Raw genomic sequence first — 24,073 nt, 5'->3', positions numbered from 1 at the left:
CGGCGACGCGCCGACCGCAGACCTGATCAATCAATCTCGCCGATACGCTCGATCAGGCCTGGCAGTTCACCGAGATTGGCTATCTGGCGAAAGCGCGGTGCTGAGACCGGCGGCTCGACATGCTCCAGCACCCAGGTCAGTTCATGCGGCACGTGGATGCCCCAACTGCCGGCTTCGATGGCCGGCACGACGTCCGATTTGAGCGAGTTGCCGACCATCATGCCCTTTTCCGGGCCATCGCCGTGGCGGCTGAAGATGCGGCTATAGGTGGCAGCGCTCTTGTCGCTGACGATTTCGACCGCATGGAACAGCGCTCCCAGTCCGGATTGCGCCAGCTTGCGTTCCTGGTCGAACAGGTCGCCCTTGGTGATCAACACCAGGCGGTAGGCGCCGGCCAGCTTTTCCACGGTCTCGCGCGCATACGGAAGCGGCTCGATCGGATGGCTGAGCATCTCGCGGCCCGCGGCGAGAATTTCGGCGATCGTTGAGGCCGGCACCTGGCCCTCGGTGACCTCGATAGCCGTCTCGATCATCGACAGCGTAAATCCCTTGATGCCGAAGCCGTAGACCGCGAGGTTGCGCTTCTCGGCCTCTAACAACCTTGCTGAAATCCGGTCCTCCTCGGCGTGATCGGCGAGCAGTGCGGCAAAGCGCTTCTCGGTCATGCGGAAGAACTGTTCATTCTGCCACAGCGTGTCATCGGCGTCGAAGCCGATCGTCGTCAGTTTGCGGCTGTGTTGCATGTGGCCCATTAATTGCAGCGTTGCGGGAGGCCGACCCTAGACCAGGAAGCTTTCATCCGGAAGTCGTTGTGTTTCCCCGATTATCGAGGCGCACGCCCGCCGGCTCCCCTTCCCTTCCGTCGTCGGCAACGGCTATACTCCACAATCTGCAACAAATCTGGTGATTGATGCCGCCTGCAAAAAAGGAAGTCCGTCCGTCGAGCCGCGGAGGACGTGCCCGCACGCCTGCCTTCGTGAAAAACCAACGTGGCGTCAAGAACTGGAAGGAAGTCAGCGCCTGGCTGGAATGGCGCGGCATCGAAGACATCGAATGCATCACGCCCGACCAGGCCGGGGTTGCGCGCGGCAAGATGATGCCATCGAAGAAATTCACCTCCAATACCTCGCTGGCACTGCCTTCGGCGGTGTTCATGACGACGATTTCCGGCGGCTATCCGGAGGACGGCAATGGCTTCCACTATCCGGAAGACGATGGCGACCTCAAGCTGATGCCTGACCTCTCGACGCTGACCGTGGTGCCGTGGGAGGAGGACCCGACGGCGGCGGTTATCTGCGACCTCGTCCACCAGGACGGCCGCTCGGTCGAGTTCACGCCGCGCAACGTGCTGAAGCGCGTGCTCGCCGCTTACGACAGACGCGGGCTGAGACCGGTCGTGGCGCCTGAGATCGAGTTCTACCTGGTGCGCAAGAACCCCGATCCGGACTACCCGCTCACCCCGCCTGTCGGGCGCTCCGGGCGGCCGATCGGCGGCGGCGCTGGCTATTCGATCGCCGGGGTCAACGAATTCGACGAACTGATCGACGACATCTATCATTTCTCCGAAAGCCAAGGGCTGGAGATCGACACGCTGATCCACGAGGAGGGCGCCGGCCAGCTCGAAATCAATCTGCGTCACGGCGATCCGATCGAGCTCGCCGACCAGGTGTTCATGTTCAAGCGCACAATCCGCGAGGCGGCGCTGAAGCACGAAATCTACGCCACCTTCATGGCCAAGCCGATCCAGGGCCAGCCCGGTTCCGCCATGCATATCCATCAGTCGATCATCGACAAGAAGACCGGCAAGAACGTCTTTTCGGCGGAGGACGGCTCGGAGACCGACGCCTTCTTCCACTTCATCGGCGGCATGCAGAAACATGTGCCGAACGCGCTGGTGATGTTTGCGCCCTACGTCAATTCCTACCGGCGGCTGACGCAGTCGGCCTCGGCGCCGGTCAACAACAAATGGGGCTACGACAACCGCACCACGGCCTTCCGCGTGCCCCGCTCCGACCCGGCGGCGCGGCGCGTCGAAAACCGCATCCCCTCCTCTGACGCCAACCCCTATCTAGCGCTGGCGGCATCGCTCGCCTGCGGGCTGATCGGCATGACCAACAAGATCCAGGCCGAGCCGCCGGTTCTGACGACCGCCAACGAGGACCAGATCGACCTGCCGCGCAGCCTGCTCGAAGCCGTCGACCTGTTCGAGGCCGACGAGGAACTCTGCGCCCTGCTCGGCAAATCCTTCGCAGCGACCTATGCGGCGATCAAGCGAGCGGAATTCGAGACCTTCATGGAAGTGATCAGCCCGTGGGAGAGGGAGTATTTGCTGCTGAATGTGTGAGTAGTGAGTAGTCATTAGTGAGTAGTGAACGGGGCTGGATCGCACCAAGACCGTTACTGTCCGTTCCTATTCACCAACTACTACTCACTACTCACTATTTCTCTCCGCCTCTGCAAAAATCTCCGAGCCTTGGCTGCATCATGCCCTACCAATCCCCAATCTCCCCCGGCCGCTCCTGGTACGAAGACACCGCCGGGCCAAGGCCCGAATATCCGGCGCTCGACGGCGACCGGACATGCGATGTGGTGATCGTCGGCGGCGGCTTTACCGGCCTGTCGGCGGCGGCTCACCTCGCCAAGACAGGCTCAGATGTCGTGCTTATCGAAACGCATCGTTTCGGTGATGGCGCATCCGGCCGCAATGGTGGCCAGCTCGGCACCGGACAGCGGGCCTGGGCAGAGGAGCTGGAAGCGGAATACGGCTTTTCCCGCGCCAAGGCGCTGTTCGACCTGGCCGAAGAGGCCAAGGCGCATCTGCTCGACTTCGCCGCGGTGAACCAGATCGAGATCGACTATATGCCCGGCCAAATGTCGGTGGCGCACAAGAAGCGCTATGTCGACGACTACAAGGCTCATGCCGAGATCATGGCAAACCGGTTCGGTTATCCGCACATCTCATTCATGGATGCCGCGGAGACTGCCGAGCGGCTCGGCTCGACGCATTATTTCGGCGGCACCCGCGATACCGGCACCGGCCACATCCATCCGCTGAAGCTGGTGATCGGCACCGCGAAAGTCGCGACACAGGCCGGCGCAAAGCTTTTCGAGCAGACGCCGTCGACCGGCATCACCTCCGGCGGCGGCAAGGTCAGGGTTGTGACGCCGAAGGGCACGATCACCGCCGCTAAATGCCTGATCGGGGTCAACGCCTATGGCGGCACGCTCGAACCGGTGAGTGCCGCGCATATCATGCCGATCGGCTCCTTCATCGGTGCAACGGTGCCGCTGGGAGCCGATTCCAAAGTGTTGCCGGGTGGCGAGGCCGTCGACGATTCGCGCTTCGTCGTGCGCTATTTCCGCAAATCGAAGGATGGGCGGCTGCTGTTTGGGGGGCGCGAGATCTACGCGGTCAACGATCCCAAGGACATCCACATCCACATCCGCCGGCAGATCGCCGAGATCTATCCCTCATTGAAGGACGTCGAGATCACCCATGGCTGGGGCGGCTATGTCGGCATCACCGTGCCGAGAAAGCCGTTCGTGCGCGAAGTGATGCCCAATGTGATCTCGATCGGCGGTTATTCCGGCCATGGCGTCATGCTGTCGAACTTTTTCGGCAAGCTTTATGCCGAGACGGTCGCCGGCAACCGCGACCGGCTGAAGCTGATCGAGGACCTGAAAATTCCTCCCTTCCCCGGCGGCCGGCGTTTGCGCGCGCCACTGCTCTTTCTTGCGCTCAACTGGTACGCGTTGCGGGACAGGATTTAACCAGACGTTGCAGAATCCTTAACCTGGGCGCAGAATTCCCGCCAAGGGCGCAGTGATGCCACAATCGCGGGCGAAAGATGATGCTCGTGGGCAGCTGAACGGGGAATTTTGCGGGCTTGCCCGCTTTTGGTTTGGGACCGATGCCGACCGAAATGCCGGCTCTCCGGCAAGGGGTCGTAAGAACATCGGCCCGCAAATGGAGGTGGCAAGAGTGAAAGAGCCCTTCAGTTTCGGCGCGCCGGAACGACGGCGCCTTGCGATGCAATTCGGTTACGATATGCGGCCGACGTTCTGGCATGGGGTCCGGTCGAACGCGCATCTGGTAATCGCCGCGCTTGGCACGGCCGCACTGCTCGGCGTTGCCGCGGTGGCACTGTGGCTGGCATTGCCGGCAAATGAGCGACAAGCGGCCGCAAGCCCTGAGCAGATCGTTCCGACCATCCCGGTCAAGACGACGAAGATCATGCCTGCCAAGGTCGCTGCGGCGCCGCGGACGACGGGCAAGGCAGATGCGGTTTCCCCGGCGGTTGCCGCGGCGGAAGCCGAGATACCGGCGCTGGCTCCCAACGATCCGCGCTGGACGGGGCCAAAGACGGCATCGGCCGCCGCCACGGCAGCATCCGACCAACTGGCAAGCCAGACCGAGCAGGCGGCCGATAAATCGTCCGCCGCGGTGGCGTTTGCTGACCCGGCAGCGAAGCCCGACGCTGCGGCACTGTTTGCCAAAGTGGCGGCTCCCGGCAGCTCGACGAAAAGCACAGGGCCTGACGGTGCTCAGACCGCCGCCATCCCCACACCCAAGCCGCAACTGCCGGCGGCGCAGTCCGCGAGTGAGGACGCCGACGGTACCAAGGCAAAATCCGAAAAAACCAATACTGCGGGTACCGGACGCATCCTGAGATCCGTCACCATGCGGATCGGCCCGAAGAAGAATGCTGCCGCCATTCTCACCGTGCCTGCCAAGACCTCGGTGCAGGTGGTGAGCTGCAAGCAATGGTGCCAGATCGTCTACAACGGCAAGCGCGGCTGGGTGTACAAGAGCTACGTCAAAACCGGGGCGTAAGGCCGGCACAGCGATCGCGGGTGGCTCGCCATCAGCCAGTCCTGCGCCTGAGGACCCGGCCGTTCAAATACAACGTCCGCCGTCGACTTCCAGCGCCACGCCAGTGATGAAAGCCGCTTCGTCCGAAGCAAGCCAAAGCGCGGCATTGGCAATGTCGAGCGGCGTCGAAAGCCGGCCGAGCGGGATCGATGCGCGGAACTTCTCGCGGATCTCGGGTGTGTCGGCGCCCATGAATTTCGCGAGCATGCCGGTCTCGCCGGCAACTGGGCAGAGGCAGTTGACGCGGATGTTCTTCGGCGCGAGTTCCACCGCCATCGATTTGGTCGCGGTGATCGCCCAGCCCTTCGATGCGTTGTACCAGGTGAGGCCAGGCCGCGGCCTGATACCGGCCGTGGAGGCCGTCGTCAGGATGACGCCACCGCCTTGCCGTTCCATGACCGGCACCACGGCAAGCGCTGCGTGGTAGATCGCCTTCATGTTGACAGCTGTGATCAGGTCGAAGGTCGCTTCGTCGACTTCCAGCAGGTCACCGTTGCGATGCGTGTAACCGGCATTGTTGACCATGATGTCGATGCGGCCGAAGGCGCTCATTGCGGCATGGACCATGTCGTCGAATTCGGACCGCAGCGAGACGTCGGTCTGGGTCCAGATCGCCTTTTCGCCGATCTCCCCGGCAACGCGCTCCGCGCCCTTGGCGTTCAGATCGGCGACGACCACCCGCGCGCCCTCCTCGGCAAAGCGCCTGGCAATGCCCTCGCCAAAGCCCGAGGCAGCGCCGGTGATGATGGCGACTTTGTTTTGCAGGCGCATGCTTTTCTCACTCATCGTTGAAGGCGATCGACGACGCCTTTGGCCAGGCCATCGAAAGATGTGCGTTCATCGACGATTTCTCCTTTGGCTTTCGCTGCCATCCGGCACTATGCTGCACCTGCGAAGGCTCCGGAAGCATCGCTTGCCGACAAGCCTCCGGCTAGCGCCCGTGTCAAGAGCACACGCGGATGTGACGCAATGGCACTGGCAAGTTTAAATCGATTAGATTATATCAGCCGCGTTATCGCGACCGGCGTCACAGCGGACAGACCATGACCAGCCAGATCATTCCCGTCGACCCCTTCGACTTCATCATTTTCGGCGGCACCGGCGACCTGTCGGAACGTAAGCTTCTGCCGTCGCTGTATCACCGGCAGCGCGACCACCAGTTTTCCGAGCCGACGCGCATCATCGGCACATCACGTTCGAAGATGACCGACGAGGAATTCCAGTCGTTCGCCAGGCAGGCGATTGCCGATCATGTGAAGCCGGAGGATATCGACGCCACGGAACTGAAGACGTTCCTCGCGCGGCTCTCCTATGTCCCGGCAGATGCAACCACAGGTGCGGGCTTCGACAGGCTGAAGAAGGCGATCGGCGACAGCGAACACATCCGCGCTTTCTATCTGGCGGTGGCGCCGGCGCTGTTCGGCGACATCTCGCACAAGCTGAAGGAGCACGGGCTGATCACGCCGAATTCGCGCATCGTGCTGGAAAAGCCGATCGGCCGCGATCTCGCTTCGGCGCGCGCGCTCAACGACCTGGTCGGCGACGACTTCCATGAAAGCCAGATTTTCCGCATCGACCATTATCTCGGCAAGGAGACGGTTCAGAATTTGATGGCGCTGCGCTTTGCCAACGCGCTCTACGAGCCGCTTTGGAATTCCGCCAATGTCGATCATGTGCAGATCACCGTGGCCGAGACGGTCGGCCTGGAAGACCGCGTCACCTATTACGACAAGGCCGGCGCATTGCGCGACATGGTGCAGAACCACATGCTGCAGCTGCTCTGCCTGGTCGCGATGGAGGCGCCGTCGTCGATGGACGCCGATGCTGTCCGTGACGAAAAGCTGAAGGTGCTGCGGGCGCTGAAGCGCATCAACGGCAACGAAGCGCCGAAGCACACGGTGCGCGGGCAATATCGTGCCGGCGCCTCGGCCGGCGGGCCGGTGAAAGGCTATGTCGAGGAACTCGGCAAGAACAGCCACACCGAGACTTTCGTTGCGCTCAAGGCCGAGATCGGCAACTGGCGCTGGGCGGGCGTGCCGTTCTACCTCCGAACCGGCAAGCGGCTTGCGACCCGCGTTTCGGAGATCGTCATCGAATTCAAGCCGATCCCGCACTCGATCTTCGGCGAGAGCGCCGGGCCGATCTCCGCCAACCAGCTGGTCATCAGGCTGCAGCCCGACGAAGGCGTCAAGCAGTTCATCATGATCAAGGATCCGGGGCCGGGCGGCATGCGGCTGCGCCAGATTCCGCTCGACATGAGTTTTGCGCAATCCTTCGACGGCCGCGCCCCCGATGCCTATGAGCGGCTGATCATGGACGTCATCCGTGGCAACCAGACGCTGTTCATGCGCCGCGACGAGGTCGAGGCGGCGTGGAAATGGATCGACCCGATCCAGGACGCCTGGGAAAGCGGCAGGCAAGAGGCGCAAGGCTACACCGCCGGCACATGGGGCCCCTCGGCCTCGATTGCGCTGATCGAACGCGACGGGCGGACATGGCACGAGAGCAATTAGGCGGCGCCTACAACTGGCACGAATTTGCCGGACGCAAGGAGCTGGCGACAGCGCTTGCCGGCCACGTCGCCGGCCGTCTGTCAAAGGCGATCGCCGAGCGCGGCACGGGACTGCTCGCGGTCTCGGGCGGCACGACGCCGGAGAAATTCTTCCAGGCGCTTTCGACCGTTCCGATCGCTTGGGAAAAGGTGACGATAACATTGGTCGACGAGCGCTTCGTGCCGCCCTCATCGCCGCGCTCCAATGCCGGCCTGGTTGCCGCCAACCTGCTGCAGAACGCGGCCGCGGCCGCGAATTTCGTGCCGCTCTACCGCGCAGCGGCAAGTATCGAGGGCGCAGCGGTCTCCGATAGTGACGCGCTGCAAGTGCTGCCCTGGCCACTCGACGTCGTTGTGCTCGGCATGGGAACTGATGGCCACACCGCCTCGTTCTTTCCGGATGCCGACAACCTGGCAAGATTGCTCGATCCGTCGTCGCAAAGGATCGTGCTTCCGGTTCACGCGGCAAGCGCCGGCGAGCCACGGCTGACGCTGTCATTGGCGCGGATCATCAATGCCGCCTTCATCGCGCTGCATATCGAGGGCGCGGAAAAACGCGCCGCATTCGAGGCCGCGCTTGGAACTGGAGCACGAAAGCCCATTCGCGCCGTGCTCGAAGCCACTCTAAAGCCCGTAGAGGTTTTCTGGGCACCCTGATCTCAACTTGGCTGCAGGTCCCGGCAACAGCCGGAAGGTGTTGCGGGACCTCGCCTGAAAGGACCGACCGCCATGACCGCAAGACGTGACATCGAAGCCATCACCCAGCGCATCCGTGAGCGCTCCAAGCCCGGTCGCGAGGCCTATCTCGGCCGCATCGCCGAAGCCTCGAACCGCACCGCCAACCGGGCCGTGCTGTCCTGCGGCAACCTGGCCCACGGCTTTGCCGTCTGCAGCCCTTCCGAAAAGGTGGCGCTTGGCGGCGACCGGGTGCCGAACCTCGGCATCATCACCTCCTATAACGACATGCTGTCGGCGCATCAGCCTTTCGAGACATTCCCGGCGCTGATCAAGGACGCGGCGCGCGAGGCCGGCGGCATCGCCCAGGTGGCCGGCGGCGTGCCGGCGATGTGTGACGGCGTCACCCAGGGCCAACCCGGAATGGAGCTGTCGCTGTTCTCGCGCGACGTGATCGCCATGGCCGCGGCAATCGGCCTGTCGCACAACATGTTCGATGCCGCCGTCTATCTCGGCGTCTGCGACAAGATCGTGCCGGGGCTGGTGATCGCGGCGCTGACCTTCGGCCATCTGCCGGCGGTCTTCATCCCGGCCGGGCCGATGACGACCGGCATTCCGAACGACGAAAAAGCCAAGATCCGCCAGCTCTATGCCGAGGGCAAGGCGGGGCGGGCCGAACTGCTCGAAGCGGAATCAAAATCCTATCACGGGCCGGGAACCTGCACTTTCTACGGTACCGCCAATTCCAACCAGATGCTGATGGAGATCATGGGCCTGCACACGCCTGGCGCTTCCTTCGTCAATCCCGGCACGCCGCTGCGCGACGCGCTGACCAGGGAAGCGACCAAGCGGGCGCTGGCGATCACCGCGCTCGGCAACGCCTACACGCCGGTCGGGCGGATGATCGATGAGCGCTCGATCGTCAACGGCATCGTCGGCCTCCACGCCACCGGCGGTTCGACCAACCACACCATCCACCTGATCGCCATGGCGGCGGCGGCCGGCATCGCCATTACCTGGCAGGATATTTCCGACATCTCGGAAGCCGTGCCGCTGCTGGCGCGGGTCTATCCGAACGGCCTTGCCGATGTGAACCACTTCCACGCCGCCGGCGGGCTCGGCTTCCTGATCCGCGAACTGCTCGACGCAGGCATCCTGCACGAGAATGTCCAGACGGTGTGGGGCGAAGGGCTGCGCCCCTACGCGGTCGAGGCCAAGCTCGGTGCGGACGGCGGCGTCGTGCGCGAGGCTTCGCCGCGCGAGAGCGGGGACGAGAAGGTGCTGGCGCCGTTCAAGAAGGCGTTCCAGCCGAGCGGCGGTCTAAAAGTGCTTTCGGGCAATCTCGGCCACGCCGTCATCAAGACATCGGCGGTCAAGCCGGAGCGGCGCGTCATCGAGGCGCCGGCCAAGGTGTTCGACAGCCAGCAAGGCCTGAACGAGGCGTTCAAGGCGGGGTCGCTGACCGGCGACTTCATCGCCGTCATTCGGTTCCAGGGACCGAAGGCCAACGGCATGCCAGAATTGCACAGGCTGACCACCGTGCTCGGCATCCTGCAGGACCGCGGCCAGCATGTGGCGTTGGTCACCGACGGCCGCATGTCGGGCGCTTCAGGCAAGGTGCCAGCGGCGATCCACGTGACGCCGGAAGCGGCGGAGGACGGGCCTATCGCCAGGATCCATGACGGCGATATCATCAGGCTCGACGCCGAGGCCGGGACGCTGGAGGTACTGGTGCCAGCCGGCGATTTCGCACTGCGCCGCCCCGCGGACAGCGACCTCATAGGCAATGAATTCGGCTTCGGCCGCGAGCTTTTCGCCGGGTTCCGGCAGTTGGTGGGACGCGCCGACCATGGCGCCAGCGCCTTCGGTACGGCGTGACTTTTCGACCATGGAAGAGCGGCTGGTGGCCGCTCTCCCTTATATCTACTGAACGGTCAGCTCGGCTCGCGCGCCGGCCCTGACCGTTACCGTGCCTTCCCTCGAGCTGTTGTCCGATTTCTCCGAAACCACCGCGTAGTCGCCGGCCGACAGGGTGGCTTGATACTTTTGGTCGTAGGCGTAGCCGACCGACTTGCGGGTTCCGTCGATGGCCTTCCTGGCCTCGAATATCTCGATCTTCGAGGCCCCTGGCGCGGTTATCGTCAGCATGCCGGCGTTCATCGCGATCTTCAGATCCTGATGGTCGCCAACCTTGACGCTGAACGGCTGCTCGGCCACCGCAAGGTCGACCGTCGCGACCATTACATAATCGTCGGGCGGCAGATCGAACTTGCTGTCCGGACCGTAGGCATAGGTCACCTCCTGCCTGGTTCCGTCGATGTTCTTTTTCGCCTGGAGCACCTTGAAGCCGACGCCAGAACCCTCGGCCTTGTCGCCGCCGGCAGCATAATAGGCGTTGGCGACGATACGCCCGACGCCGACGATGATGTCCTTGTCGATGACCCTGCCGGCGGCAAGCGGGATCGTCTCGATAACCATGCCCTGGCCGATCGTGACCGTCACCTTCTGGTCACCGGCCGGCAGCACGACTTTCGTGTCACCGTAGTAGGTCGGCGGGGTGTCGACGCCGGGATAGCCGATTACGACAGCCGCGCCGTCATCAACGTCCGCTCCTTCGCTTGGCCGCGGGTGGATGACCAGCGTGCCGGCATTCAGGTTGAAGTGCGGTTTGGCGACCTGGCCAGGCTCTATCTTGATCTTCTGTTCGGCCCTGGCCTCGCCGGCACGCGCGACGACGATATAGTCGCCCGGCTCCAGATTGCCCTTGTAGGTGCCATATTCGGTGGTGACGGGATCGCCGCGCGTGCCGTCGGAATTCGCCTTGTAGATCTCCCAGGCATTGCCGTCGGTGACGGGATCGCCACCCTCGGCAAGCACGACGGTGGGCACGAAATTGGACTCCGCCGGCTGGGCGGGCGCCGGCTGGGGAGCAGGCTGCGGGGCGGGAGTCGGTTCAGGGGCGCGTGGCGGAGGCGCAACGGTCTCGACGAGGGCGTCCTGCAATGCCTTTTCATCCGACGCTTCGATATATTTGCCGCCGGTATTGTCGGCGAGGCAACCGACCTGCTTGCCCTCGGCCGCCGTCAGGCCGAAGCCGACGACATTGACGGTGAAGTCGACGCCAGCAGCCTCCAGTTCCTTGCCGAGCGCACAGGGATCGCCGCTACATGTCTCGATGCCATCGGTGATGAGAACGACCGTCGCCTTGTCCTCGGTGTATTTCAATGCTTCCGCCGCTTGCTTGACCGCAGCGGTCAGCGGCGTCTTGCCCTGAAATTTCAAGCTGTCGGCCGCGGCTGAGATCGCACTTGCCGAGCCTGCCTGCGGTGGCACGATGAGTTCGATGTCGTCGCAACTGGCCTTCTCGCGATGGCCATAGGCCATGAAGCCTATTTCCTCCTCGGCCGGGACCGATTGCAGCACGTTCCGCAGCGATTGACGGGCGATTTCGAGCTTGGGCTTGCCGTCGATCTGCGCCCACATCGAGCCGGAGGCATCGAGAACGACGATGACGCGATCGGCGGCGAAGCCGAACCCCGTCGTCCACAGCAACAAGGCCGCCGCAGCGACGCTCTGCACAAATCCCGCCATCAAAAATCTCCCCCGTCAGTCGCCGCCGCTCGGCGCCGGAAAGCTATTTGACGCCGGGTCGCGACACAAGCCCGGACGGAGTACGAAGCTGCGTCGCCTCTCTGCCAAACCCTCAATAGGCCGTGCGGCGTTCATCGGAAGGCGGCCGGCCGAATTGCAGCCGGTAGCTCTGGGCAAAATAGGAATGCGAGGTGAAGCCGGTGGCGATTGCCACGTCGAGGATCGGCATGTTGGTCTGGCGCAGCAATTCGCGCGCCCGCTCGAGCCTGAGCCGCATATAATAGCGCCCGGGCGTCACACTGAGATGGCGCAGGAACAGGCGCTCGACCTGGCGCACCGACAGGCCCGCCGACTTGGCGAGCTGCACCGCCGACAGCGGCTCGTCGAGATGGTCGGCCATCAGCTCGACGATGCGGCGCAGCTTCTCCGACTTGCCGGTGAGGTCGCGTTCCGGGCCGACGCGCTGGCGGTCCCCGGCCGAGCGGATGCGCTCATGCTGGAACTGGTTGGCGACGCCATTGGCGAGGCTCGAGCCGAAATCACCGCGCACGATCTCCAGCATCAGGTCGATCGATGTGGTGCCGCCGGCGCAGGTGTAGCGCTTGCGGTCGATCTCGAAGACGTTGCCGGTGCAGTTGATGTCCGGAAAGCGTTCGAGGAAGCCGGCGCGGTTTTCCCAATGGATGGTGCAGCGATAGCCATCGAGCTGGCCTGCTTCGGCAAGCAAATAGGAGCCGACCGAAAGCGCGCCGAGCGCATTGCCGCGCCGGCCCCAACTGCGCAGCGCTGCCAGCACCTTGCTCTTGCCCGGAAATTCCGTCGTCAGCCCGACCGAGACGAACAGGATATCGACCGGCGGCAGATCGGCGACGGCGTAGTCGATCTTGAGCGGCAGGCCGTTGGACGCCATGACGGCATCGCCGTCGGCCGACACCGTCGTCCAGCCATAGAAATCGCGGCCGAGCAGCCGGTTCGCCGACCGGAACGTGTCGATTGCCGCGGCCAGCGAGAACATAGAGAACTTGTCGACCAGCAGAAACCCGAACTGCCGGCCGCCCTGAACGGGATCATTGGTGACCGGCCGTTCTAAGGGAACAGTGAGGTTCGGCAAGGACGCTGCTTTCTGGTCAGAAGGAAGGCCGTTTCAACCCGGCCGCGAGATAGGCGGAAGCTAGCGTGTTGGCCATCAGCATGGCAATGGTCATCGGTCCGACGCCGCCAGGCACCGGCGTGATGGCGCCGGCCGCCGTCGCTGCTTCGGCAAAGGCGACATCGCCGACGAGGCGGGTCTTGCCTTCACCCTTCTCAGGTGCGGCGATGCGGTTGATGCCGACGTCGATGACGGTTGCGCCAGGCTTGACCCAGTCGCCGCGGACCATTTCGGGCCGGCCGACGGCTGCAACTAGAATATCGGCGGTGCGGGCAAGCGCCGGCAGGTCCCTGGTGCGGCTGTGTGCGATAGTGACGGTGCAGTTGGCGGCAAGCAGAAGATTGGCCATCGGTTTGCCGACGATGTTCGAACGCCCGACGACGACCGCATTGAGGCCGGACAGGTCCTTGCCACGCACCCGTTCGATCAGCAGCATCGAGCCGGCCGGCGTGCAAGGCACGAAGGCGGTCTCAAGCTCGCCGGTGCCGAGCTTGCCGACATTGATGAAGTGGAAGCCGTCGACATCCTTCTCCGGCGCGATGGTCTGGATGATCTTGCCGGCGTCGATATGGCCGGGAAGCGGAAGCTGCACCAGGATGCCGTTGATGGCCGGATCGGCATTGAGCTGGCCGATGATCTTCAAAAGGTCCGGCTCGGAGGTTTCGGCCGGCAGTGTGTGCTGAACCGAATGGAAGCCGCATTCCTTGGCGGTACGGGATTTGGATGCGACATAGACCTGGCTCGCCGGATCCTCGCCGACGATGACCACCGCGAGACCGGGCTGCTGCCCACCTTTTTCCGCTAGTTCGGCGGTCAGTGTCTTGACCCGCCGCACCACGTCTTCGGCGACGCTTTTTCCGTCAATCAACTCGGCCATGAACCACCCTCGACGCCTATTGCTAAGCCTGCCGCATCCATGCGGCGTGCTCCAGATATGTTTTTATGCAGGTCGTTGCCCAGAACCATGCGCGGGCGGGCGGACATGCAGCGCGGCATTTTCACGAAAATCGAGCCGGGCAATCCCGTCAATGCGCCGTCCCATGCCGTTAACTCGAAACCGGCATGTTTTATTCGACGCTCAGAAATAGCGGCGATGCGTGCGGTTTTCGGTGAGCTCGCGAACCGCCTCGCGGAATTCGCGCAGGCTGGCGCGGATTTCCTCGATCTGGCTTTGCTGATCGGCGGCTTCCGAGGCCTGAATTGCGTCCCTCGACCAGGCCTGAGTATGTGCCGAATGCGGCGGCGTGGGTTGCTGCGGATACGGTGCCCGACCGGCATAGAGCGGCTGCGGGTAGAAGGCAGGCGACATGGCTGCGCTTGAGTTTGTCGCGGTGGAAGTTTCACCCGACGTCATCTCCTCCTGCGCTCTGCCGGGCATGAGCCGGCCCAGCGCCGACAACACGGCACCGATTGGACCCGGCCGTTTGGTGCGCGCGACCTCGAGCAGAGCGAGAGGCGGCGCTGCCGGGTATGCGGCGCGATCGGCGGAACCGGAATCGGGGCCGTCAAGGGAGCCTACGGGGTCGAAAAATGCATCGGCAGCTGTAGCCTCTTCCATCAGTATGGGGCCGGCCTTTGACGCATCAGGATGGGGCTGGCCTATGCCTGCGGCTGCCAACAGGATCGGGCTGGCACGCGCTTCGCGGCGCGAGCGGGCCAGACGATGGCGTGTGGCGGCATCCTCGCGCCATGACCGGGCTGTACGGTCCTCCAGGGAAACCAGCGCTGCTTCGTCTTCGTCGCGCGCTGCCTCGACGAACGACAGCAGGGACTGCTCGTTCCTCCAGTGTTCACGATTATTCCTATAAGCCATGGTTTCTGGAGCTTCCCCCTCGGGCTGGGACGTAGCGACCGCCACTGGTTAAGCGATGCTAAACAGGCATAGGAAATAAAAGGTTAATGTGGTCGCCGCGCCCCTGCGCGACTACATGCGCATCCCAACCGCAAGGTCCGGGTTTCCGCCTGATCACGGTCCCAAAAGGGCTTCCCCGCCCTGCCGCGAACGTCTATGGGGAAGCCATCTCTATGGAGGCTTTCGATGACGATCAGGCTTGTTCTCGCCGGTTGCGGCAATATGGGCTCCGCCATGCTCTCGGGCTGGCTGAAAGCCGGCAAGCTCGCTCCGGCTGCGGTGTTCGTGGTCGAGCCCAATGCCGAGTTGCGCAAGCGTGCCGAAGCACTGGGCTGCTCTGCTGCCGCGGACGCCGGCGCCATCCCGGCGGACGCCGTGCCGGCCCTCGTCGTCATTGCGGTCAAGCCGCAGGTGATCCGTAACGTGACGGCTGGCTACATCCGCTTCAACGATGGCCGAACCACTTTCCTCAGCATCGCCGCCGGGACGCCGGTCGCTACGTTCGAAGGCATTCTCGGCGATCGCGCGCCGATCCTGCGCTGCATGCCCAATACGCCGGCGGCGATCGGCAAGGGCATGATGGTGGTGTTTTCCAACAGGCTGGTTTCCGACGAGACTAAACGTTTCGTCGCCGACCTGCTCTCGGCGAGCGGGCAAGTGGCCGATATCGACGACGAGGGCCTGATGGACGCGGTGACGGCGGTCTCCGGGTCGGGGCCGGCCTATATCTTCCACTTCATCGAAGCGCTGACCGTGGCCGCCGAGAAGGCTGGCCTGCCTGGCAAGGTCGCAAAGCTCCTGGCCATGCAAACGGTCTACGGCGCCGCCTCGCTTGCCGCCGAAAGCGGCGAGGAGCCCGGCGTGCTTAGACAGCAGGTGACCAGCCCCAACGGCACCACGGCTGCCGCCCTTGCCGTGCTGATGGGCGAGGACCGTCTGACGCGCCTGCTCACTGAGGCGGTGGAAGCGGCGCGGCTGCGGTCGATCGAACTGGGGAAGTAACAGCTGATTTCGGATTACGCGAGATCGGTATGCGAAAAGTCGTTGCCCTTGTAGAGCAGTGCGGAGCCATGACTTTTTGCGCAAGCATAAGAAAGGCAGTCGGCTAAGTTGAGCTGGGCGGGATGTCCGCGCCCCTTTCCGTAATCTGAAAATGTATGGATTGCGAGCTTGGCATCGCTGGCGTCGATAGGCACAATTTCGATTTCAGCCTCGCGAAGAAACGCCTCTATCGCATCTCCGGCGACAACCGGCGGCACGGCAAGCATGGTCGAAAGCCGCATCGCCGCTTCAAGCACCACCAACGCCGAAGTTATTCTTGCGGGCGCTGCCTCGATTCGGTTGCTCCACTCGCGGGCATCCTCTTCGCCTGAAAGAATCGCGACAACCACGGAGGTGTCGACGAACATCAGGAATGGCTCCACATCTCATCGATCTCATCCTTCGTCATAGCCCGACCATCTTGGCCTGCCTTGGCCTTGAAGTCGTTGGCAATGGCAGCAAGCCGCTCGGCCAAGGGAATGCGTCCGCTCTCCCGCTTCAACTCGGATTCAAGCGCTTCGATGACCGCTTCCGTCATAGAAATCTTGCGTTTGGCAGCAAGCTCTCGCGCCAGTTCGCGTGCGCGCGGATCCCTGATCTGAAGATTCATGTAATCGCCTCCGCCTTCATCGTCACTACAATATAGCGAATTCGTCATGACAAAGCCAGTGCTCGGCCGGAGGCCATTGCGACGGCTCACCGGTCGAGAGCCTTACGCTCCATACAGCATCCCGTCCTGCAGCCGGCGCAAGGCGAACAGCCTGGTCGTCGGGTCGGGCGCGGCATTGTCGGCGGTGAGCAATTCGCCTTTCCGCACCTGTTTCAGCACCTTGCCGCCTTCGAGCAGGCCGACGGGCACGGCGCGATGGGCGCGGGCTTCTTCGACGGTCATGGTCCAGGAGCGGTAGCAGGTCTCGCCGATCGCATCGAACGTCTCGCCCGTCGCCAGATCGCGCTTGGCCACGGCGCAGACCTCGGCCACCGGCCGTGGCAGCGGCACCATGTCGGGCTTGCCATAAAGCGCGATGCGAGCGGCCGTCAGCGGCACTTCCAGCGAGGTCAGATGGTAGGGCCTGAAGAAGCTGTAATAGGGGCCGTGGCCGATATGCAGATCGTCCATGCGCTCGATGATGCGCGGATGCGTCGCCTCGACGATTACGAAGACGCCGGGCGCCACGCCCTTGCCGACGGTGTAGTCGACGACGCCGTTCTTCGACAGGATGCCGCCCTGCTCGCGCGGGATCAGCACCTTGACCAGCTCGTCGCGATCGGCCTTGGGGCCGTGCATGCCGGGAACGTCGGGCACCAGCCCGGTGGCGTTGGCAATGGCGCACATCTCAACCATGGTTTTCGAGCCGTCGACGAACTCGACCAGCATGCGCGGATTCATGTTGCGGCGTAGCGCTTCCTCGCGATAGTCGTCGGGAACGGCGTCGTGGTTGAGCGGGTTGTTCTTGCCCTTGCCGGCGGAGACGATGGTGTAGCCGAGCGCCGAGGCGAACTCGATCAGCTCCATGCAGCTCGACGGCTCGTCGCCGGCGCCGACCGAATAGACGACGCCGAGCCGGTCGGCCTGCTGCTTCAGATAACAGCCGATAGTGACGTCGGCCTCGACATTCATCATCACCAGATGCTTGCCGTGCTGCATCGCCATCAGGTCGAAATCGGCGGCGACGCCGGGCTTGCCGGTAGCATCGATGACGACATCGATAAGCGGATTGGTGACCAGCATTTCGTTCGAGGTGATGGCGATCTTGCCGCTTTCGATCGCCTGGCTGAGCTTCGACGGCGTATTGGCCTCCCGTGCCATCGCCTCGTCGCCATAGGCGATGCGGATGGCATCACGCGCCGTATGCGGGCGGCGCGTCGAGATCGCGCAAACCGAAATGCCCGGCATCAGCATGCCTTGCGTCACCAGGTCGGTTCCCATCTCGCCGGAACCGATGACGCCGATGCGCACCGGGCGGCCTTGTGCGGCGCGCTTGGCAAGATCGCGGGCAAGCCCGGTCAAGGCGACATTGGTCATACGAGAGCGTCCACTGCTTTACGTCTTTGTTTTGTGCATGTCGCTGTCCCAAAACCGCGGCACACTTGGGCAACATGCATCAGGATGCGGGAATAGCAGGGAACGGTAACGGTTTGCCAACGAAACCGGCCGCCGGCGGTGTTTTCTTGCGCTTGGCCCCAAAATTCGGATTGCTTTCTGTGAAGACAATGCACCCGGCCAAAGTGTTACCGACGGTCCTGTGGGCCCAACGTCCGCGTTCTCAGATATTAGAAAATGCCTCTCAGGGCACAACCGGCGAACGGGTGCAGCAGAACCGCTAAGCGCCGTTTGAATGGATCACAGCCAAGAAATGGACGGAAATTCTTAGTTATTCCTTTATGCATCCCGGCTTAAATGAGGAATGGACTGGCGTGCCCGTATCTTCAGGCGTTTTTTCTGCATGCGACGAACCGGCAAGAGTGGCAACGTTGCCACTATTTTTGCCCTGTCGTTGCCGATCGTCGTCGGCGGCGCGGGTCTCGGCGTTGAGACTTCGTACTGGTATTACAGCGGCCTGAAGCTACAAGCGGTGGCGGATGCGGCAGCCTATGCTGGCGCTTTGGAAAAGGTTTCAGGATCCGACAAACCAACGATAGTCTCCGCCGCGACATTGTCTGCGACAACGAATGGCTGGGACCCGTCGACAGGCACAATCGAAATCTTCACGCCCCCGTCCTCCGGCCCGAATGTGGCCCAAAAGGCTGTCGAGGTCATCGTTCATCAGACCCTCGATCGGTTTTTTACATCGATATTCACGCAAAATGCGGTCGGCGCACAGGCAAGAGCGGTGGCTCTTATCACCGACGCCTCAAAGGCCTGCGCTCTAGCTCTCAATCATTCCGCTCCGAAAGCGGCGCTCTTTTCCGGCAGTTCGAATCTCAAACTGAACGGCTGCGTCGTGATGTCGAATTCGATAGCCGCGGACGCCATCAAGCTTCAGGGATCGGCAAGCCTTCAGGTCGATTGCCTGGTATCGGCAGGCGGTGTTTCGTTGAGCAACCCCGTGACGACCGTGTGCGCCAGGCCGATAACCCAGGCGTTGCCCGCTGCCGATCCTTTTGTCGACTTGCCGGCGCCACCGGCCACGAACCCCTGTCGAAACAGCAATCAGTCGGTGTTGCAACCAGGAACATACTGCAGGGGGCTCAGCTTGAGCGGCAATGTAACGCTTTCGCCCGGGATATACGTCATTCAAGGCGGTGATTTCAAAGCGAACTCGAACGCGAATATTTCCGGCGACGGAGTCATCATTTATCTGGCCGGCAGCTCCGGCGTCAGCATGAACGGCACGGCCACCATCAAGCTCAGCGCACCAACGTCGGGCACCTATTCGGGGGTGCTGTTTTACGGCGACAAAGCCAACCTGACTGGATCGAACACGGTTAATGGCACGGCAGATTCGCTTTTGACCGGCGCTTTGTATTTTCCAACGCAAGACGTTAATTATCTCGGCAATTTCTCGGGCAAAGGCGGTTGCACTCAGGTCGTCGCCAGTACCGTGCAGTGGTCCGGCAACGCGAACGTCAATCAGGACTGCACGAGCCTTGGAATGCGAGACATTCCGGCGACGCAATCCATTAAGCTTGTCGAGTAATCTTCGTGACAGGGTCAGCAGTCCGGATGTTCCGCAGCGATTCGGGTGCTGCCGCGGTAGAGTTTGCGCTGATTGTGCCGATCCTTTGCCTGGTACTCCTTGGCATCATTGACGGCTGGTCTTTTGTGTCGAACGCGTTGTCGATGCGTGCAGGCGTCAAAACGGCGGCGAATCTCGTGATGCAGGGAGCAGCCGAGGATGCGACTATCCAAGCTGTCGCTCTTTCAGGCTGGGAAAACCATCCCGGCGACGCGCAGGTGACGCTGAGCCGGAAATATATGTGCGGGACCACCGTGGTCGATCCATCTGTCCTGTGCGACAGTTTGAAAGCTCCCGCGGTTTTCGTCGAAATCCAAGCGACAGCCACCTGGTCACCGCCCTTCAGTTTCGGCGCGTTTTCGCTCTCGCGCGAGCTCACTCACCAACAGGTGATCCGTGTTCGCTAAAGCGAGGGCCTTCATACGGGGAGCATCAGGCGGAGCTGCGTTGGAGTTCGCGCTGATCGCCCCTGTTCTGATAATGGTCTTGATCGGCGTCTTCGCATTCGGCTGGGCCTTGAATGCCATGTCCAGCGTTCGGTATACGCTGGAAACGTCCGCGCGTGCGCTGCAGATGAAGAACTCGCTGACGCAGGCCGAGATAGAAGCCATAGCCACGGCAAAATTGCTGACTTTGGGATTGAAAGACGTAGACGTAACAATAGCAATCGACGCCCCCAGCGGCGGCTTTCGAATGGCACATCTCACGGCCAGGTATGCTTTCGTTATCGAGTTCCCGTACTTCGATCGGTATCCGATAAATTATGGGACGACTGTCGCAGTTCCATTGGTTGGATCATGAGCGCGTCCAATTTCCTTACGCAATAAGGGGCGAGCGGCTCAACGAAAGTGGCTGCGTCGGTTTCTCGCGGGCTACCGCAATTCGGCCAGCAACACCTGCGCCTCGGCGAGGTTTTTTTCAGAGCCGGGGGCCAGGTCGTCCACTACCCCTCGCCCACTTCTATCTCGCCGCTACTTGTTTAATGACAAGTATGCGAGGCCCACATGTGGAACTTGGCGACGGAGGGCTGGGTACTCCTCAGGCAGAGCATCCTCGGCTTCGTCAACGACAATGCGCTGAGCCATGGGGCGGCGATAGCGTTTTATGCTACGACTTCGCTTGCGCCGATCCTGCTCATCGTTGTCGCTATCGCCGGCATGGCCTTCGGGCACGAGGCGGCGCAACTCGCCCTTTCGGCACAGATCGCCGGCCTGATGGGGCCGCAAAGTGCCGAGCTGCTGCAGGCGACGATCGAGAACGCCTCGCAGAAGGAAGCGGGAACCCTTGCCAGCATTCTGGGGCTGGTCACGCTGTTCGTCGCCGCATCCGGCGTGTTCGGCGAAATGCAGCTGGCGCTGAACGAAATCTGGAAAGTCAAACCGAGCGGGGCAACGATCTCGCGGCTGGTTCGGGCACGCATTGCAAGCCTGGGCCTGGTCGCCGCGCTTGGTTTCCTGCTCCTGGTGTCGCTGGTCGTAAGCGCCGTGATTTCGGCGCTCGGAGAGGTCATCAACGCCTATCTGCCGTTCGGCACCATCATCCTGAGCGCCATCAACGGGATCGTCTCGTTTGCCCTGATCACGCTGCTGTTTGCCGCGATCTACAAGGTGCTGCCCGACCGCAGCCTGCAATGGCGCGATGTCGGCCTCGGCGCCGTGGTCACCGGGTTTCTGTTCACCATCGGCAAGTCGCTGATTGGCTGGTATATCGGAACCAGCGCCATCTTATCGTCATACGGCGCGGCCGGCGCGCTGCTCGTCGTGCTGTTATGGGTCTATTATTCGGCGGAGATATTTCTGCTGGGCGCCGAATTCACGCGAGCCTATTCGGTCCGACACGGCAGCCGGACCGATTTGAAGAACAAGGTGGAATCGCATGACAAATGAACTCACGCCGAAATTCGACCTGGCCGGCAAGGTGGTGCTGGTTACCGGCGCCTCGCGCGGCATCGGCCGCGCCTGCGCACTCGCCTGCATGTGCTCGGCCACATCCCGCTCGGCCGCATAGGCGACCCGATCGACGTCGCCGGCACCGTGGTGTTCTTCGCCTTGCCGGCGGCGTCACTGATCACTGGCGCGAATATATTGGTGGATGGCGGTTGGTCGCTAGCGTGATAGGGCTCTTTGGCTGGTAGTGCGACACCGCCTCGCGAGTGCCGCCTCCCCACACCGGAAGAAGCGCGCGGACTTCGCAGGTCGTTGAGCGGTTCAAGGTTAGTCCAAGAGGTCTTTTATGGGCGAAAAATCTCAATCGAACAGTGAATTCGACGAACCGCGGAATGAGCCACTCTTCACGACTATCTCGCAGACAGACCCCGCCTTCCTTGCAGCTTACGATCGCGCACTTGCGAGTGTGCCGACATTTGTCGAACACATCGAGAGAAATGCAGATGCCTTCTGTTCCGCGAAGCTTCGGTTTCGCGATCCCGACGAGTCCGAACGTCTTGGGGAGGACAACTTTGTTTTCCTTTGGCTTGCCGCAGTGCATTATCATGCTGAGGAGCGGCTATTTTCGGGTACGTTTTTCGGGGTGCCACCCGAGCTTCAGAAATGGCATCAAGTCGGACAGCGACTTGCATTTGAAGGCGACGATATTTTCGATTGGATGGTTCTCGACGCGGGGCACTTGCATGGGGGATTCACATTGCGCGTAACCCGAGACAAGCTTCCTGAGAAAGATCGCGGCTCATACGATCGATACATCGGGGTTTCGGTTTATGAGCCACTGCCGTCCTGATTCAACGCATGCTTAATGGCCTGGTCTTTCGTTGGAGGATTGGGCACCGCACTGGTCAAACCAGCTTTCTCATTCATTGCCGGCGAGCCAACGGACCATGTTCGCCATCAGTTTTCCGTAGAACGGCCATGCGAGGAAATCCTGCGAGAGCCAATGCGGGCCGATGTCGGTTGCCCAGGCAATCGCGCGGCCGCGGCCATGGCTGCCGACGGCAAGGAGCGGCCAGTCGGTGCCGCGATGGTGGCAGGTCGCCAGAAGCCGGGACGAACTGTCGCGCCTGAATTCCAGCTTGTTCATGCCGAGAATCGGCGGCAAAGGCCCCTCCACCCCGGAAAAAATCGGATGTGACGACTGCAGGATGGAGGCCTGCAGACCTTGCGGCACCTCCATGCCGTCGCAGTAGGGTAGGCAGCGGACGGGCAGAACGTCCTCGACCGGGGTGTCGTGGAAACGCGCCGTCCCGAACATGCCCTGAAAGCCCATGTAACCGCCGGCCAGCATCAGCCCGCCGCCAGCTTCGACATAGGCCTTGAGCACATCGAGGCGGTTGACGCCGACACGCCCGGCGCGGGCATCCGGCGTGACCAGCAATGTCAGGGCGCCGACATCGGAGATCACCACCGCCTGATATTGGGCGAGCCCATCGAGGTCATAAGGGAACTCCGCGCTGCAACGCTCGCCGCCGATCTGCGTGACGGCGATGCCTTCAGTGGCCAGCGCGGCATTGAAGGCCATAGCGCCATTGGTCGAGGCCGCACTTGTAAGCACGTCGCTGCCGATGGCAACCGACGTCGTCGCTGCAAAGGTTTCGCCTGCAAGCAAGATCTTCATTGCCGCCCCGCACTGTTTTCATTCGAGATGTTTTAGGAAGGGCGCCGGATCGACCGGCGCCCCTCTGGAGCTTGAGCTCCATAGAATCAGAACTTGAACTCGGCCAGATTTTCGGGGGTCACGATCTTGGCCGGACCAAGGATCAGTTCGCCGCCGGCGCCAATCGTGTATTCGCCGAGCCTGCCTGCCGTGAACTTCTCACCCTCCTTGCCGGTGATCTTGCACTGCGCAAGCGCCTGGGCTGTCTGATAGGTAAGATAGCCAAGATCGGTGACGTTCCACCAGATATCCTGAGCCGCCCCGTCCTTGATGTATTTCGAGATCAGAGTGGCCGGCGCGAGGCCGGTCAGCTTGACCTTGCCGATCATGCCCGCTTCCTCGAGTGCACGCGCGGCCGCCGGAAGGCCAATGCCTGCCGGGACGATGATCACCTTGAGATCGGGAAACGCCTGGACCAGCGCCAATGCCTGCTGCTGGTTGATCTGTTCGCTTTCTTCACCATAGGCCACCTGCACCAGCTTCATCTTGGAGAACTTCGGCTCGGCCGCCATCTTCGCCTTCATGAAGTCGATCCAGGCATTCTGGTTGGTCGCCGTCGGCGTCGACGACAGGATCGCGAATTCGCCTTCACCGCCGCTGAGGGCGAATGCACTTTCCAGCATCATCTCGGCGAGGCTGTCGCCCTTCACCTGATTGACAAACACCGCGCGGGCATCGGCGGCCACGTCGGAATCATACGAAATCACCCTGACGCCCTGCTGAACGGCGCGCTTCAGCGCCGGCGCGACGGCATTGGCGTCGTTGCCGGCAATTGCGATGACCCCGACCTTCTGCGACACGAGGCTGTTGATGAATTCGATCTGCGCCTCGGCAGTCGCCTGCGATGGGGCGACCTGGGTGGCGGTGCCGCCAATTTCCTTGGCTGCCTCCTGTGCGCCGCCAAAGGCCACCTTGAAGTAGGGGTCTGTGTCGAGCTTGGGCAGGAAACCGACCGTTACCGGTTCCTTGGCGCATTCCTGGCTGAACGCCAGCGAGGTTGGCGCGAGCAGAACCGCGGACGCGAGCAGGGCTAATCTAAACGCTTTCATTGTGA

At 62.4% G+C, this 24,073-nt stretch carries 24 protein-coding genes and 1 pseudogene; 14 read left to right on the top strand and 11 right to left on the bottom strand.

The annotated features are described in order from the left end of the window. Positions 1–26: 26 nt before the first annotated feature. Positions 27–743: an HAD family hydrolase gene (locus NKJ13_RS22040; RefSeq protein WP_352508660.1), complete on the bottom strand. Its 717-nt coding sequence runs from the start codon at positions 741–743 to the stop codon at positions 27–29. Positions 744–910: 167 nt separating this feature from the next. On the opposite strand from NKJ13_RS22040, the gene NKJ13_RS22035 reads away from it, so the two are divergent. The 3 genes from NKJ13_RS22035 to NKJ13_RS22025 all read left to right on the top strand — a co-directional run bounded on the left by NKJ13_RS22035 (position 911) and on the right by NKJ13_RS22025 (position 4,834). Beyond that, positions 911–2,344 (top strand): glutamine synthetase family protein, encoded by a 1,434-nt coding sequence (locus tag NKJ13_RS22035; protein ID WP_352475854.1) that lies wholly within the window; start codon positions 911–913, stop codon positions 2,342–2,344. 140 nt (positions 2,345–2,484) lie between these two features. Continuing rightward, positions 2,485–3,771 carry an NAD(P)/FAD-dependent oxidoreductase gene (locus NKJ13_RS22030; protein WP_352508659.1) on the top strand — a complete coding sequence of 429 codons (1,287 nt, stop codon included), beginning with the start codon at positions 2,485–2,487 and terminating at the stop codon, positions 3,769–3,771. Positions 3,772–3,982: 211 nt separating this feature from the next. Further along, positions 3,983–4,834: an SH3 domain-containing protein gene (locus NKJ13_RS22025; protein ID WP_352508658.1), complete on the top strand. Its 852-nt coding sequence runs from the start codon at positions 3,983–3,985 to the stop codon at positions 4,832–4,834. A 63-nt stretch (positions 4,835–4,897) separates the two neighbouring features. Here NKJ13_RS22025 and NKJ13_RS22020 read toward each other — a convergent pair whose 3' ends face one another. Further along, the gene (locus tag NKJ13_RS22020) at positions 4,898–5,644 is read right to left on the bottom strand and encodes an SDR family oxidoreductase (protein ID WP_352508657.1); all 747 of its coding nucleotides are present in this window, start codon (positions 5,642–5,644) and stop codon (positions 4,898–4,900) included. A 272-nt stretch (positions 5,645–5,916) separates the two neighbouring features. Between NKJ13_RS22020 and zwf the strand changes: the two genes are divergently transcribed. The 3 genes from zwf to edd all read left to right on the top strand — a co-directional run bounded on the left by zwf (position 5,917) and on the right by edd (position 9,977). After that, entirely contained in the window at positions 5,917–7,386 is a 1,470-nt protein-coding gene (zwf, locus tag NKJ13_RS22015; protein ID WP_352508656.1) for a glucose-6-phosphate dehydrogenase, read from the top strand. Then, a complete protein-coding gene (gene pgl, locus NKJ13_RS22010) occupies positions 7,368–8,081 on the top strand; it encodes a 6-phosphogluconolactonase (protein ID WP_352508655.1) in 714 nt (237 codons plus the stop codon). Before zwf ends, pgl begins: the two co-directional genes overlap by 19 nt. Before the next feature lie 72 nt (positions 8,082–8,153). Then, positions 8,154–9,977: a phosphogluconate dehydratase gene (edd, locus tag NKJ13_RS22005; protein WP_352508654.1), complete on the top strand. Its 1,824-nt coding sequence runs from the start codon at positions 8,154–8,156 to the stop codon at positions 9,975–9,977. Between the two features lie 45 nt (positions 9,978–10,022). Here the strand turns inward: edd and NKJ13_RS22000 are convergent, their stop codons facing one another. From NKJ13_RS22000 to NKJ13_RS21985, 4 genes are all read right to left on the bottom strand, one after another. After that, positions 10,023–11,690, bottom strand: a complete 1,668-nt coding sequence (locus tag NKJ13_RS22000) for a vWA domain-containing protein (RefSeq protein WP_352778328.1) — start codon at positions 11,688–11,690, stop codon at positions 10,023–10,025. A gap of 112 nt (positions 11,691–11,802) precedes the next feature. Next, positions 11,803–12,801: a GlxA family transcriptional regulator gene (locus NKJ13_RS21995; protein ID WP_352508652.1), complete on the bottom strand. Its 999-nt coding sequence runs from the start codon at positions 12,799–12,801 to the stop codon at positions 11,803–11,805. A gap of 16 nt (positions 12,802–12,817) precedes the next feature. Continuing rightward, positions 12,818–13,717 (bottom strand): bifunctional methylenetetrahydrofolate dehydrogenase/methenyltetrahydrofolate cyclohydrolase FolD, encoded by a 900-nt coding sequence (gene folD / locus NKJ13_RS21990; protein WP_352475861.1) that lies wholly within the window; start codon positions 13,715–13,717, stop codon positions 12,818–12,820. A gap of 201 nt (positions 13,718–13,918) precedes the next feature. After that, complete coding sequence (locus tag NKJ13_RS21985; protein ID WP_352688444.1) at positions 13,919–14,653, bottom strand: hypothetical protein; 735 nt, start codon at positions 14,651–14,653, stop codon at positions 13,919–13,921. 225 nt (positions 14,654–14,878) lie between these two features. Between NKJ13_RS21985 and proC the strand changes: the two genes are divergently transcribed. Next, positions 14,879–15,694, top strand: coding sequence for a pyrroline-5-carboxylate reductase (gene proC, locus NKJ13_RS21980; RefSeq protein ID WP_352508650.1), 816 nt, complete (start codon positions 14,879–14,881; stop codon positions 15,692–15,694). 14 nt (positions 15,695–15,708) lie between these two features. On the opposite strand, the gene NKJ13_RS21975 is transcribed toward proC, so the two are convergent. From NKJ13_RS21975 to NKJ13_RS21965, 3 genes are all read right to left on the bottom strand, one after another. After that, positions 15,709–16,101, bottom strand: coding sequence for a type II toxin-antitoxin system VapC family toxin (locus NKJ13_RS21975; RefSeq protein WP_352508649.1), 393 nt, complete (start codon positions 16,099–16,101; stop codon positions 15,709–15,711). Then, complete coding sequence (locus tag NKJ13_RS21970; RefSeq protein WP_352508648.1) at positions 16,101–16,343, bottom strand: type II toxin-antitoxin system VapB family antitoxin; 243 nt, start codon at positions 16,341–16,343, stop codon at positions 16,101–16,103. Before NKJ13_RS21970 ends, NKJ13_RS21975 begins: the two co-directional genes overlap by 1 nt. A gap of 102 nt (positions 16,344–16,445) precedes the next feature. Further along, complete coding sequence (locus tag NKJ13_RS21965; RefSeq protein WP_352739991.1) at positions 16,446–17,759, bottom strand: NAD(P)H-dependent oxidoreductase; 1,314 nt, start codon at positions 17,757–17,759, stop codon at positions 16,446–16,448. Positions 17,760–18,141: 382 nt separating this feature from the next. Between NKJ13_RS21965 and NKJ13_RS21960 the strand changes: the two genes are divergently transcribed. The 7 genes and pseudogenes from NKJ13_RS21960 (at position 18,142) to NKJ13_RS21930 (ending at position 22,149) form a co-directional block, all read left to right on the top strand. Further along, positions 18,142–19,374: a pilus assembly protein TadG-related protein gene (locus tag NKJ13_RS21960; protein ID WP_352739993.1), complete on the top strand. Its 1,233-nt coding sequence runs from the start codon at positions 18,142–18,144 to the stop codon at positions 19,372–19,374. A 26-nt stretch (positions 19,375–19,400) separates the two neighbouring features. Beyond that, complete coding sequence (locus NKJ13_RS21955) at positions 19,401–19,820, top strand: TadE/TadG family type IV pilus assembly protein (protein ID WP_352702162.1); 420 nt, start codon at positions 19,401–19,403, stop codon at positions 19,818–19,820. A gap of 40 nt (positions 19,821–19,860) precedes the next feature. Continuing rightward, complete coding sequence (locus NKJ13_RS21950; RefSeq protein WP_352475868.1) at positions 19,861–20,214, top strand: TadE/TadG family type IV pilus assembly protein; 354 nt, start codon at positions 19,861–19,863, stop codon at positions 20,212–20,214. 203 nt (positions 20,215–20,417) lie between these two features. Then, positions 20,418–21,299: a YihY/virulence factor BrkB family protein gene (locus NKJ13_RS21945; protein ID WP_352739995.1), complete on the top strand. Its 882-nt coding sequence runs from the start codon at positions 20,418–20,420 to the stop codon at positions 21,297–21,299. Beyond that, complete coding sequence (locus tag NKJ13_RS21940) at positions 21,289–21,420, top strand: hypothetical protein (protein WP_352739997.1); 132 nt, start codon at positions 21,289–21,291, stop codon at positions 21,418–21,420. The genes NKJ13_RS21945 and NKJ13_RS21940 overlap by 11 nt, the downstream gene beginning before the upstream one ends. Next, positions 21,387–21,527, top strand: a pseudogene (locus NKJ13_RS21935) (SDR family oxidoreductase); the annotation flags it as partial. The gene NKJ13_RS21940 and the pseudogene NKJ13_RS21935, both read left to right, overlap by 34 nt. 118 nt (positions 21,528–21,645) lie before the next feature. Further along, complete coding sequence (locus tag NKJ13_RS21930; RefSeq protein ID WP_352644236.1) at positions 21,646–22,149, top strand: DUF2314 domain-containing protein; 504 nt, start codon at positions 21,646–21,648, stop codon at positions 22,147–22,149. Positions 22,150–22,218: 69 nt separating this feature from the next. On the opposite strand, the gene NKJ13_RS21925 is transcribed toward NKJ13_RS21930, so the two are convergent. Further along, the gene (locus tag NKJ13_RS21925) at positions 22,219–22,980 is read right to left on the bottom strand and encodes a glutamine amidotransferase (protein WP_352739998.1); all 762 of its coding nucleotides are present in this window, start codon (positions 22,978–22,980) and stop codon (positions 22,219–22,221) included. 86 nt (positions 22,981–23,066) lie between these two features. Then, positions 23,067–24,068, bottom strand: a complete 1,002-nt coding sequence (locus NKJ13_RS21920; RefSeq protein WP_352508640.1) for a rhamnose ABC transporter substrate-binding protein — start codon at positions 24,066–24,068, stop codon at positions 23,067–23,069. Positions 24,069–24,073 lie beyond the last annotated feature (5 nt).

Origin of the sequence: Mesorhizobium sp. M0174 (assembly GCF_040322275.1) — a bacterium.
Classification (GTDB): domain Bacteria; phylum Pseudomonadota; class Alphaproteobacteria; order Rhizobiales; family Rhizobiaceae; genus Mesorhizobium.
The sequence above is the reverse complement of the archived record's forward strand: the minus strand, read 5'-3'. Positions and strand labels throughout refer to the sequence as shown.